The following is a 13,520-nucleotide window of genomic DNA, read 5'->3' on the forward strand; positions in this document are numbered from 1 at the left end:
GACTGTCAAATGGATAATATTGTTGTAGCCAATAAAGCAACGTCCGAACTCACTGCCAACACCTGGGGAGATCTTTCACTCAACTCACCGTCCGTTGTTCAAATGCCCGTCCCACCCAGTCAAGTTGCTTCGGTCTCCCGTAACGGGCAAGACCTTGTGGTGAACTTGAAAAATGGCGAACACATCAAAGTCGCCAACTTTTTCAACACCGCGCCTGACGGTCCCAACAGCGACATGGTGTTCCAGGGCGAAGACGGCACGCTTTGGCAGGCGCAGTACGACACCCAGTCCTTCAACGGTTTCACATTCGACGAAGTCGATTCCCTCGACCAGCTCATCGCCGACGCCGGCGTAGTGAGCGGTTCGACCCCGACGTTTGCGATTGCCGGGCTCGGCCTGTTGGGCGCCGGCGGTGCGGCCGCCGCCGGCGTTGGCGGCGGCGGTGGTGGGGGTGGCGGCGGTGGTGCTCCCGCTGACACCTCCGCGCCCCTGGCGCCGGGCAACTTGCTCGTCAGTGCAGACGGCACTCTGCTGACCGGCACCAGTGAAGCCGGCGCGACCATTCAGGTGCGCAACAACACGGGTGCCCTGCTCGGCAGCGGTGTCGTGGCGCCGGACGGGACGTTCAGTGTGACCCTGAACCCGCCGCAAACCAGCGGCCAGCCTCTGGCGGTCAGCGCCACCGACCCCGCAGGCAACGTTTCACCGACCACCCAGGCGCCAACGCCCGACACCGGCGGTGATCAGCCTGGGCCAGATACCACGGCTCCCGGCGCTCCGGCCAATCTGGCGGTCAACCCCACCGGCAGCGTGCTGACCGGCACCGGCGAAGCGGGTGCGACCATTCAGGTTCGCGCCGCCGACGGCACCCTGCTGGGCAGCGGCATCGTCGCAGCTGACGGCACCTTCAGCCTCACCCTGAGCCCGGCGCAAACCGACGGCCAGTCGCTGACCGTGACGGCGACCGACGCCGCCGGCAATATCTCCACGCCGGCTCAAGCGCTGGCACCGGACATCGATGTCACTCCGCCAGGCGACACCACGCCGCCCGATGCGCCGGCCAACCTCGCCGTCAGTGCCAACGGCACCCGGCTGACCGGTTCCGGCGAAGCGGGCGCGACCGTTCAGGTGCGTGCCGCCGACGGCACCCTGCTGGGCAGCGGCGTTGTAGCGGCAGACGGCACCTTCAGCCTCACCCTCAGTCCGGCGCAAACCGACGGCCAGGCATTGACTGTGACGGCGACCGACGCCGCCGGTAACGTCTCGGCGCCGGCTCAAGCGACCGGACCGGACATCGACGTTCCACCGGTCGACACCACCGCGCCCAATGCCCCGGGCAATCTCGTGGTCAGCGCAGACGGCACGCGCATCAACGGCTCCGGCGAAGCGGGCGCGACCGTTCAGGTGCGTACCGCCGACGGCACCCTGCTGGGCAGCGGCGTTGTAGCGGCAGACGGCACCTTCAGCCTCACACTCAGTCCGGCGCAAACCGACGGTCAGGCGTTGACCGTGACGGCAACCGACGCCGCCGGTAACGTCTCGGCGCCGTCTCAAGCGACCGCACCGGACATCGACGTTCCACCGGTCGACACCACCGCGCCCAACGCCCCGGGTAATCTCGTGGTCAGCGCGGACGGCACGCGCATCAACGGCTCCGGCGAAGCGGGCGCGACCATTCAGGTGCGCGCCGCCGATGGCACCCTGCTGGGCAGCGGCACGGTCGGCGCAGACGGCACGTTCAGCCTAGGCCTCAATCCGCCTCAAACCGACGGTCAGTCGCTGACCGTCAATGCGATCGATGCCGCGGGCAATGTCTCCCAGCCTGCTCAGGCCCAGGCGCCGGACATCGACGTCACTCCGCCCGGCGGGGATGTCACGCCGCCCGATGCACCTACCGGCATTGCCATCAGTGGCAACGGCGCGATCGTCAGCGGCCGTGGTGAAGCCGGCAGCACCGCGAGCGTCATCGATGCCAACGGCAACGTGCTCGGGACGGCCGTTGTGGGCACCGACGGGCTGTTCAATATCACCCTGAACGCGCCGCAAACTGCCGGTCAGTCGCTGCAGGTCACCCTCACCGACGCCGCCGGCAACACCTCGCCTAATGTGCCACTGCAAGCACCGGACACCACGCCGCCAGCGGCGCCCTCGGATTTTGTCCTGTCGGCTGACGGCCTGATCCTCACCGGTCGTGCCGAAGCCGGCTCTCGCGTCCTTGTGCGCGATGCGTCGGGTGCGGTCATCGGTGCCACTCGCGCCGGCCTTGACGGCACGTTCAGCGTGACCCTCGACACCGCGCAGACCAACGGCGAAAAACTCAACGTCATTGCCACGGATGCGGCCGGCAACTCTGCCTCGGCCGAGCTGACTGCGGCCGACACAACGCCACCCGCCCAGGTCACTGATGTGGTGATCAGCGCCGACGGCACGCAGGTGTCCGGCAAGGGCGAAGCCGGCGCGACGGTCACCCTGCTCGACGCCTCCGGCGCCGCAATCGGCACTGTGGTGGTCGGCGCCAACGGCACCTTCTCCACAACCCTGACGCCGCCGGTCAACCCCGGTGATCAGGTGCAGGTCACCCAGACCGACGCCGCAGGCCTGCCGTCCCCCGTGCTGGTGGTCACGGCGCCTGACGCCAGTGGGCCGGCGACGCCTTCCGGGCTGGTCATCAACGCCGACGGCACCCAGCTGACCGGTACCGCAAGCGCCGGTTCGGTGGTCCAGGTGCGCGATGCCAACGGCGTGCTGCTCGGCAGTGCAACGGTTGGCAGCAACGGCAGCTTCACCGTCGTGCTCAATCCGGCCCAGGCCAACGGCGAAGTGCTCGACGTGGTCGCGGTGGACGGTCAGGGCGAAAGCTCGGTCACCGTTCCCGTCACCGCGCCCGACATCACCGGTCCTTCCGCCGCCACTGATCTCGCGGTGGCCAACAACGGACTGACCCTGACCGGCCGCGGCGAACCGGGGTCGAGCGTTTCAGTGCGCGACGCCCAGGGCAATGTCATCGGCACCGGCGTAACGTCGGCGACCGGCAACTTCAGCGTCACCCTTGCTTCCGCTCAAACCAATGGTCAGGCGCTGCAGGTGGTCCTGAGCGACGCCGCCGGGAACCCGTCCCTGGCGACGCCGGTCACCGCGCCGGATCTGGATGGCCCGCTGCAACCGTCGGCCATCAGCATCGATGCCAGCGGCACCACGCTGACGGGCACCGGTGAGGCCGGGTCGACGATCACCGTCACCGACGTCAACGGCAACGTGCTCGGCACCGCCGTTGCGGCTGCGAACGGCCAGTTCAGCGTGATCTTGAACAGCCCGCAGAACAACGGCCAGACCCTGCTGATTGGCGCCAGCGACAGCAGTGGCAATCCGGCCTTGCCCGTGACCTTTGTCACGCCCGACACCCAGGCGCCCGCCGCGCTGACCGGCGTTGCCCTCGACGGCGCCGGGCTGATTCTCACCGGCACCGGTGAAGCCGGTGCAACCGTGACGGTGCGTGATGCGGGCGGGAACATCATCGGCACCGGCCAGGCCGGCGCCGATGGCCGCTTTACCCTGACCCTGACAGCGGCGCAAACCGATGGTCAGCTGTTGCAAGTCACCCAGGCCGACAGCGCGGGCAACCAGTCGCTGCCGGTCCCGGTCACTGCGCCGGACCTTAGCGCACCGGCACCGGTGACCAACCTCGATCTGTCGGCCAACGGGTTGATCGTCACCGGTAACGGCCAGATCGGCGCCACTGTCACCGTCAAGGACGCCCTCGGCGCGACCCTCGGCAGTGCCGTGGTGGGCAGTGACGGACGCTTTGAAGTCACCCTGTCCAACGCGCAGATCAACGGCCAGGCACTCAACGTCTCGCAAGTGGATGGCTCGGCCCTGGCGTCTCCGACGGTGCAACTGCAGGCAGCGGACATCCAGGCGCCCGACGCCCCGACCGGCCTCACCCTGAGCGCCAACCGCCTGACGCTGAGCGGCCAGGGCGAACCCGGCGCGACGGTCAACGTGCGGGATGCCAACGGCACGCTGCTGGGCACCGCGACGGCCAATGCCGTGACCGGTCGATTTGACGTCACGCTCAATTCGGCTCAAGACGACGGCCAGGTGTTGTTGGTCAAACAAACCGACGCGGCGGGGAACCTCTCTCCCGCGGCCTCTTTGACCGCACCTGACACCACCGCGCCCGACGCGCCGACCGGCATCACCATCAGCAATGACGGCCTGACCGTGTCCGGGACAGGCGTTGCAGGCGATACCGTTCAAGTGCGCGATGCCAGCGGGACCCTGCTGGGCTCCGCCACCGTCGCCACCAACGGCAGCTTTGCGGTCACCCTGAGTCCGGCGCAGCTGGACGGACAGGTGCTGAGCGTGACCCAGACCGACGCCAGCACCCTGCACTCGCCGCCCGCATCTGTTACGGCGCCCGACATCACGGCACCTCCTGCGGTCATCGACCTCACGCTCGACGGCAATGGCGTGCTGACCGGCACCACCGTGCCCGGCGGTTCGGTGAAAATCCTCGATGCCAACGGCATTCTGATCGGCAACGCCACCGCCGGACCTGACGGCACGTTCACGTATACCCTTCAGTCCGTCCTGAGAAACGGCGAGACGGTGCAAGTGGTCGCCACCGATGGCACCAACGACGCCCTGGCGACCCCAGTGCTCGCCCCCGACACCACCCGGCCGGTCGACGTGACCAACCTGGCGATCAGCCCGGACGGCGCGAGCGTCTCCGGCGTCGGCGAGCCCGGCACCACCGTTACCGTTCGCGGGCCGGGCAATGTGCTGCTCGGCAGCGGCACCGTCGGCCAGGATGGCGCATTCGTCATCGGCCTCAATCCGCCTGCCGCCACCAATACCAACGTCGACGTCATCAGCACCGACGCCAGCGGCAACGCATCCAACCCGGTTACCCTCCCAGGGCCGGACGGCACGCAGCTGGCGACTCCCAGCGACCTGGCCGTCAGCAGCGACGGTTTCATTCTCACCGGCGCCGCCACTGCGGGAAGCACGGTCAACATCCTCGACAGCAACGGCGTCAGCCTGGGCAGCGGCAGGGTCAACAGCCTCGGCCGCTTCAGCATCCTGATGCGTTTCGCCCAACTGAATGCGCAGACCTTGCACGTTGTCGCCACCGATGACGCAGGACACACCTCGGTCACCGCGCTGGTGGTCGCCAACGACCTGACGGCGCCCGAAGCCCCGGCCGGGCTGACCATCAACGCCGATGGCAGCTCTGTCACCGGGCGCGGTGAAGCCGGTGCGACGGTGACCATCACAAACAGTGGCGGCACGGTGCTGGGTTCCGGGATCGTCGCGAGCAACGGCGTCTTCACCATCGCGCTGACCCCGTCGCAGCTGGATTCGCAGCCCCTGACGGCGACCCAGGTCGATCAGGCGGGCAACGTTTCCCAGGCCGGCAGCATCATCGCGCCGGACCTGACGGCGCCCGACGCCGCCACGGGTCTGACCATCAACAACGTCGGCACCGTGGTCAATGGCCTCGGCGAGGCTGGGGCGACGGTGACGATCCGCGACGCCGCGGGCAACATCCTCGCCACGGGGCTGGTCAATCAGAGTGGCCAGTTCCAGGTCACTCTGCCAAACGCCCTCACCACTGGGGCGCCGCTGACCGTCACCCTGACCGACGCGGCGGGCAACGTCTCGGCCGGCACTGCCTTGGCGACGGTGGACACCACTCCGCCGGCCCTGCCACAGAACCTGTTGATCAGCGCCAACGGCAGTACGCTTACCGGGACCGGCGAGGCCGGTGCGACGGTGAAAGTCCTCGACGCCAGCGGAACGCTGCTCGGCACCGCGCTGGTGGCAACTGACGGCACCTTCACCGTGACCCTCGCGCCTGCGCCGAACAACGGCCAGGCTCTGGACATCAGCCAGACCGACCCGAGCGGCAACGTCTCGCCGTCGGCGAACCTGACGGCGCCGGACATCACTCCGCCTGCCGCCCTCACCCAGGTGTCGGTGAACGCCGACGGCCTGACGGTGATTGGCCGTGGCGAACCTGGCGCAACGGTATCGGTGCGCACGTCCGGGGGTGCCCTTCTGGGCACGGCGCTGGTGGCCGCCAATGGCGCGTTCAGCGTCACGCTGAGCACCGCGCAGATCAACGCCGAAGTCTTGACCGTCACCCAGGAAGACCCGCCCGGCAACGTGTCGACGGCGATCAATGTGACGTCCGTGGACCTCACTGCGCCGGACAGCCCGACCGCCCTGCTGCTCAGCGGCAGCGGCGTGCAACTGGCGGGGAACGCCGAAGCCGGCAGCACCGTCATTGTCCGCGACGCCTCCGGCAACGTGCTCGGTTCAGGCGTCGCCGGGGCCAACGGCGTGTTCCAGGTCACTCTGTCCAGCCCGCAACTCAACGGTCAGAACCTGAGCGTCACCTCCACCGACGCGGCGGGTAATGTCTCGGTGCCCGCGGCTTATCAAGCCGCCGACACCACCGCGCCCTCGGCTGCCAGCAACCTGGCCGTCAGCGCCGATGGCCTGACCCTGGGCGGGACCGGCGAGGCCGGGGCAACGGTGGTCGTGCGCGATGCCAATGGCAACGCGCTGGGCACCGCGACTGTGGCGGCCAATGGCAGCTTTACCATCGGGCTGAACCCGGCGGCGACCGCTGGCTCTACCCTGACCGTGATCCAGACCGACGCCGCCGGCAATCCTTCCGACGCCAGCACAGTGGTTGCCCCCGGCAATCTCGCGGAGCCTGCGCCCCTCAACCTGGCCCTCAGCGCCGACGGCCTGACCCTGAGCGGCACCGCCAACGCCGGCAGCACGGTCAGCATCCGTACCGCCTCCGGTGTGCTGCTGGGCACGGCGCTGGTCAATGGCGACGGCACGTTCAGTGCGCAGCTCAATGCCGCGCAACTCAACGGTGAGTCGCTCTCGGCCATCGCCACGTCCAGCGACGGCATCAATTCGCTGTCCACCGGTTACCTGGCGGCGGATGTCACCGCGCCCGGGCAGCTCACCGAGCTGGTGCTCAATACCAACGGCGTCACCCTGACCGGCCACGGCGAAGTGGGCGCAACGGTGACGGTGCTGGGCGCTGGCGGGGTCATCCTCGGCACCGGGCAAGTGGGCGTCGACGGCGACTTCTCGCTGACGCTGAACGCGCCGCAGATTGCCGGTCAATCCCTGAGCGTCAGCCAGACCGACGTCGCCGGTAATGAATCGGCCAGCATCGCGCTGACCGCCCGGGACCTGATTGCCCCGAATGCGCCGCTCGCCCTGGCGATGACGCCAGACGGCGCGGTGCTGTCGGGCACCGGTGAACCGGGTGCCACGGTCAATGTGTTCAACGCCAGCGGCGCCCTGATCGGTTCCGGCAGCGTGCTCATCGACGGCACCTTCCAGCTCACCCTGACCACCCCGCAAGCCAACGGCGAACTGCTGGCGGTCACCCTGACCGATGCGGCCGGGAATACGTCCCTGCCCGCCGACCTGACCTCGGTCGACACCACGGCGCCGCTCGCCCTGACCCAGCTGAACATTTCCAGCGATGGCGCGACGCTGACCGGCCGCGGTGAAGCCGGGGCGATTGTCACGGTGACCAACAACCTCGGTGCCCTGCTGGGCACGGCAACAGTGGGCAGCACCGGGGCGTTTACCCTGGTGTTGGTCCCGGCGCTGTCCAATGCCGAAGTGCTGACGCTGGTGCAACGGGATGCCGCCGGCAACGTGTCGCCCCAGGCCAGCCTGACCACGCCGGACTTCACGCCGCCCGATCCGCTGGACAACGTCAGCATCAACGCGGCAGGCGTGGTGGTGATCGGTACCGGTGAGGCCGGCGCTACCGTGACGGTCCGCGATGCCAGCGGAACGCTGCTCGGCACCACGCTGGTGCTGGCGGACGGCACGTTCAGCGTCACCCTCTCCACCCCGCAGATCAACAGCCAGGTGCTGAGCGTTCAGCAGGCCGATCCGCCCGGCAACGTCAGCGTGCCCGCAACGGTGATCGCGCCGGATTTGACCCCTCCAGCGGTCGCCACCAACCTGCAGTTCAATGCCTCCGGCAGTGTGCTCAGCGGCAGCGGCGAAGCGGGCGCGGTGGTGCGCATTACCTTGGCCGATGGCACGCAAGTGGGCACCGGCACCGTGGGTGTCGATGGCAAATTCCTGATCACTTTGAACCAGCCTCAGAACGACGGTCAGCCCGTGTTCGTCGTGCTCACCGATGCGGCCACCAATGCCTCGGCAGCCGGCTCCGTCGCCTCGCCTGACCTGACACCGCCCGCAGCGGTCACCAACGTGCAAATCGATAACACGGGCGTGGTGGTCAGCGGTCGCGGTGAAGCAGGCGCCAGCCTGTTGATCACCGACGCCGCCGGCAACATTGTCGGCACAGGCGTGGTCGGCGTGGACGGCAATTTCGCGGTGTCGCTGTCGGTACCGCAAATCAATGGCGAGCTGCTGTCCGTGGTACAACGGGATGCCGCGGGCAATCCGTCTGCCGGCGCCCCGGTAACGGCACCGGACACCACGCCCCCGGCGCTGCCGGTGGTGACCGCGCTGAGTGCCAACGGCCTGACGCTGACCGGCACCGGTGAAGCGGGCGCGACGGTCAAAGTGACCAGCGCGATCGGCGCCAGCCTCGGCAGCGCCACGGTGCTGGCCGACGGGACATTCAGCGTCGCGCTGAGCCCTGCCCAACTGAACGGCGAGAAGCTCAACCTGACCCAGACCGACGCGGCGACCAACGTTTCCGGCACCGTGGTCTACCAGGTTGCCGACGTGACCGATCCGGCTGCGGTGACCAACCTTTCGGTCAGCCAGGACGGGCTGACGCTGAGCGGACGCGGCGAACCCGGTGCTTCGGTGAGCGTTTCGCTGACCGGCGCAAGCGCGGGCACGCCTGCGCTGGGCACGGCCATCGTGCGCGCGGACGGCACGTTCAGCGTTTCGCTGTCGACTGCGCAGCTCAACGGTCAGTCGTTGTCGGTGGTGCAAGTCGACGCAGCGCTGAACGATTCGGCGCCGGTTCCCGTCATCGCGCCGGACATCACGCCACCCGCAGTGCCGGTGTTCACCTCGCTCACCGGCAACGGCACGATCCTGCAAGGCACGGCCGAAGCCAACAGCACGGTGACCGTGCGGTCCGCCGACGGCACGTTGCTGGGCACCACGCAGACCGACGCCGGTGGACGTTACGAGGTCGGGCTGAATCCTGCGCTAACCAACGGGCAAGTCATCTCCATTACGGCAACGGACGCGGCCAACAACGCTTCTGCGCCACTGGTTTACACCGTGCCGGACACTCAGGCACCTGATCCTGTCAGCAACCTGACGATCAGTGCCGATTACCTGCTGTTGGCGGGTCGCGGTGAAGCGGGCGCGACAGTGACCGTCAAAGACTCCCTGGGTATCACGCTCGGCATCGGACAGGTGGCTGCCAATGGCACGTTTGTGGTGGGCCTGCCTGCCGGCATCACTGCCAACGACGTCCTCACGGTCGGTCAGGCGGACGCCAGCGGCAACGCCTCCGGGACCCTCGGCCTTACCGTCCCCGTGACCCCTCCACCGAATGCGCCAACCAATCTGCTGGTCAGCGCCGACGGACTGACGGTCACAGGCAGCGCCGCAACGGGCACCACCATCACGGTGTACAGCGCAACGGGTGTTGTGCTCGGGACGGTGGCTACCAATGCGGGCGGCACCTTCAGCGTCGCACTCAATACCGCGCAAACCAACGGCGAAAGCCTGGGCGTGACGGCCAGCACCGGGGCGGGCGGCGCATCCTTGCCGGCTGCAGTGCTGGCGGCCGATTCCACGCCGCCGGCGGCGCTCGCCGACCTTGCAGTCAATGCAACCGGCACCTTGGTGACCGGTCGTGGCGAAGCCGGGGCGACGGTGACCATCACCACTTCCGACGGCGTCACCCTGGGCACTGCGCTGGTCAATGCCGGCGGCACGTTTGGCGTCCTGTTGAGCCCGGCGCAAGCCAACGGTCAGATCCTCAACGCCTATCAGACCGACACCGCGGGCTTGCCGTCGGCCGTCCTGCCGGTCACTGCGCCCGACATCACCGCGCCCAACGCACCGGTGTCGCTGGTTCTCAATGGCGCCGGCACCGTGCTGAGCGGGATTGGTGAAGCCGGCGCGACAGTGACCGTGCGCAGCAGCCTCGGCGTCGTACTCGGGACGGCAACCGTCGCCCTGGACGGCACGTTCAACGCCAACCTGTCGGCGGCGCAACTCAATGGCCAAGTGCTGACGGTGAGTCAGCGTGACGCCGCCGGTAACGTCTCGGTGCTGGCCAATGTCAGTGCCGTCGACACCACACCGCCCGCCGCCCTGACCAACGTCGCGCTGAACATCGCGGGCCTGCAGGTCAGCGGCAACGGCGAGGCCGGCGCAACCGTGCGCGTGACCAACGCAGCCAACACCGTGCTCGGCACGGCAGTGGTCAATGCGGCGGGCGGGTTCGTCGTCTCGCTCTCCAGCGCGCAATTGAATGGTCAGGTGCTGAGCGTCCAGCAAGTGGACGCGGCGAGTAACGTCTCGGCCGTCACGACGGTTAATGCCCTCGACCTTCAGGCGCCGAATGCACCGTCCGCTTTGTTGTTGGCCGGCAACGGCCTGACCCTCACCGGCAGCGGTGAAGTCGGCGCGACGGTCAACGTGTTCAACGCCGGCGGTACGCTGCTGGGGACCACCACGGTAGGCCTTGGCGGGACGTTCAACGTCACCCTGAATGCTGCGCAACTGGACGGCCAGGCGCTGACGGTGCGTCAGGTCGACGTCGCCGGCAACGTGTCGGCTGCCGGCAGCCTTCTGGCACCGGACATCACGGCGCCGGGCGCACCTACAGCGGTGACCGTGAATGCCAGCGGTTCCGTGGTGACCGGGACCGGTGTCGCCGGTTCGACGGTGACCGTGCGCAATGCGCTGGGGGCTGTGCTCGGCACCACAACAGTGGCCGCCAACGGCAGCTTCACGGTGGCGCTGAATGCCGCGCAGATCGATAACCAGGTGCTGAGCATCACTCAGGCGGATGCCGCCGGGAATGTGTCGGTGGCCGCCAGCGCTATCGCACCTGACCTGACGCCGCCTGCGGCACCGGGTGCGCTGCTGGTCAGTGTCGATGGCCTGACGGTCAGCGGCACCGGGGAAGTCGGTTCGACGGTGCAGATCAAATCCACCGGCGGCGCGGTGCTCGGGACGGGCACCGTCGGGGCCACGGGGCTGTTCAGCGTCACCCTCGCCCCTGCGCAGATCAATGGGGAAACCCTGCTGGTCAGCCTCACCGACATCAAGGGCAACCTCTCGGTGGTGGCCAACGTCACCGCGCCGGACATCGACGTCAATACCCCGGTCATCGCCAGTGACAACCTCGCCACGGCGTCGGTCACGCTGGTACCGGTGAAGACCACGCAGAATTTTGCGGACTCTTTCACCACGCTGCTGGCCGGGTTCTCCAAGGCGTTTGTGTTCACGGTCAACAGCGGCACCAGCCTTGATCCGACCCTGACGCTGACCACCGGCAGTGCGGTGTCCTTGCTCGACGGCGTGGTCTACACGCTGCAAGTGAAGAACGCCAGCGGCAATTGGGTCACGCTGGACGTCAACGGCAACGGCGGTCTGATCGACCTCGTGGCCCTGACCGGCCAAGGCGTGCGGGTGAACATCGGTGATTTGCTGGGTGGCGATTACCGGCTGGTCGTGTCGAGCACCGGCATCGGCGTGGTGACCAACGTCACCACCCAGCTGCAGCTGGACGTGACCAGCCTGACCCAGTTCAACGGGGTGGCCGGTGCCGCCGTGACCGGCAACGTCATCACCAACCCGGGGGTTGACGGGCAGGCGGACGTGACCGGCCCGGACAACGGCGCGGTGTTGCAGGTGCTGAAAAACGGCAGCTACGTCACGGCCAGCGCGGGCACCACGGTGCAAGGCCTGTACGGCACGCTGACCATCGACGCCAGCGGCAACTACAGCTACACGCCGAACGGCGCGGTCACCAGCGTCGGCAAAGTGGATGTCTTCAGTTATCAGTTGGTGCACCCGAACGGCCTCAGCGACACGGCCAATCTGTACGTGCGCATCGACAGCCCGCAGGCCACCGAGGTGTGGAGCGACAGCAGCCTGGCCAGCCCGGCGTTCCTGGTCGACGCCACCAACGACATCGCGGTCAGCGACATCACCCTGGTCAACAAGGAGGTCATCACCAACTCGACGCTGGGCAGCTTCAGCGTACCAGTGCTCGGCGGTGGCAACGGGTCGTGGAACACCAGTGTGGCGGCCGGCACCATCAGCGATCTGACGGTAGTGGTCAGCTCGAGCAACGTGGCCAGCCTGCTGGGTTCGCTGACCGTCGGTCTGTACAAGCTCAACACTGCGACCGGCCAATATGTACTGGTCAAGAGCTACGGCGGCGGTGCCCTGGCGAGCCTGGGCGGCAACAGCTACGGCATCCGCTTCGACGACCAGACGGCCGGCAGCTATCAGGTGAAAATCAGCTCCGGCGGCATCGGTGTGCTGACCACCGTCAACGCCAGTCTGATCAACGACGCCACCTACACCAATCAGTTCGTGGTCAGCAGCTACACGCCGGTGGCGGGCAATCTGCTCACCGACACCGCCGGCGGCGGCGCTGATGTGCTGGGCTCGGCGTACACCGTGCTCAATGTGCTGGCGGCCGGCAGTTACGTGACGCCGGGCTACAACGGCACCACGATTGTTGGCACCTATGGCTCGTTGCTGGTGCAGGCCGACGGACGCTACACCTACACGCTGACGCCGGGGCAGACCGATGCGGTCATCGGCCATGAGGACGTGTTCACTTACCAGCTCAAGCACCCCAACGGCACCACCGACACGGCGACGCTGACCATTGATCTGGAACAGGCCGGTGCCGTGGTCACTACCTCGTTCGCCGCGCTGTCCACCGTAGCGAACGTCGATGATCACAGCGCGCTGACGGCCGTCGCCACCACCGGTGCCGAGCTGATTCAAGGCACGGCGGGCAACGACACGCTGGACGGGTCCCATGGCGGCGCGGTCACCCTGCAAGGCGGCGCCGGCAACGACACGCTGATCATCGCCGACCAGCATTTCGCCTCGGTCGATGGCGGTACGGGCACCGACACCCTGCTCTGGGCCGGGGGCGATGCGACCATCGACCTGGGCGATCTGCAGAGCCGGATCCACAACATCGAGGTGCTGGACCTGAACCACACCAGCGCCGTCGCGCTGACCATCAGCCTGGCGGACCTGGTGTCCATTACCTCGGCAGACAACAACACACTGATCATCAAGGGGGGCAGCGAGGACACCGTACACATGACAAGCACCTGGGTCGCCGGCGGTGCGCAACAGGCCGATGGCGTCGATTACACCCAGTACACGCCGCAGGAAGATCCAACCCATCATCTGTGGGTGCAGAACGGTATTCACGTCGTTTGATCAGCCCGCCGTCTGGCGCTGCCAGCGGCGGGGTTCAACCGGCCGATTGATTGGGTCGGCCGGTTGATTCACTAAAAGGGAAGCTCTGTATTCGTACA

General features: G+C 67.6%; 1 protein-coding gene. It reads left to right on the plus strand.

Annotation, left to right across the window (positions count from 1 at the left end):
* The first annotated feature begins 9 nt into the window (after nucleotides 1–9).
* Entirely contained in the window at nucleotides 10–13,422 is a 13,413-nt protein-coding gene (locus AC07RO_RS06410; RefSeq protein WP_495085591.1) for a BapA/Bap/LapF family large adhesin, read from the plus strand.
* The last annotated feature ends 98 nt before the right edge of the window (nucleotides 13,423–13,520 follow it).

The sequence above is a fragment of the Pseudomonas sp. GW821-FHT07F05 genome, from assembly GCF_059418765.1.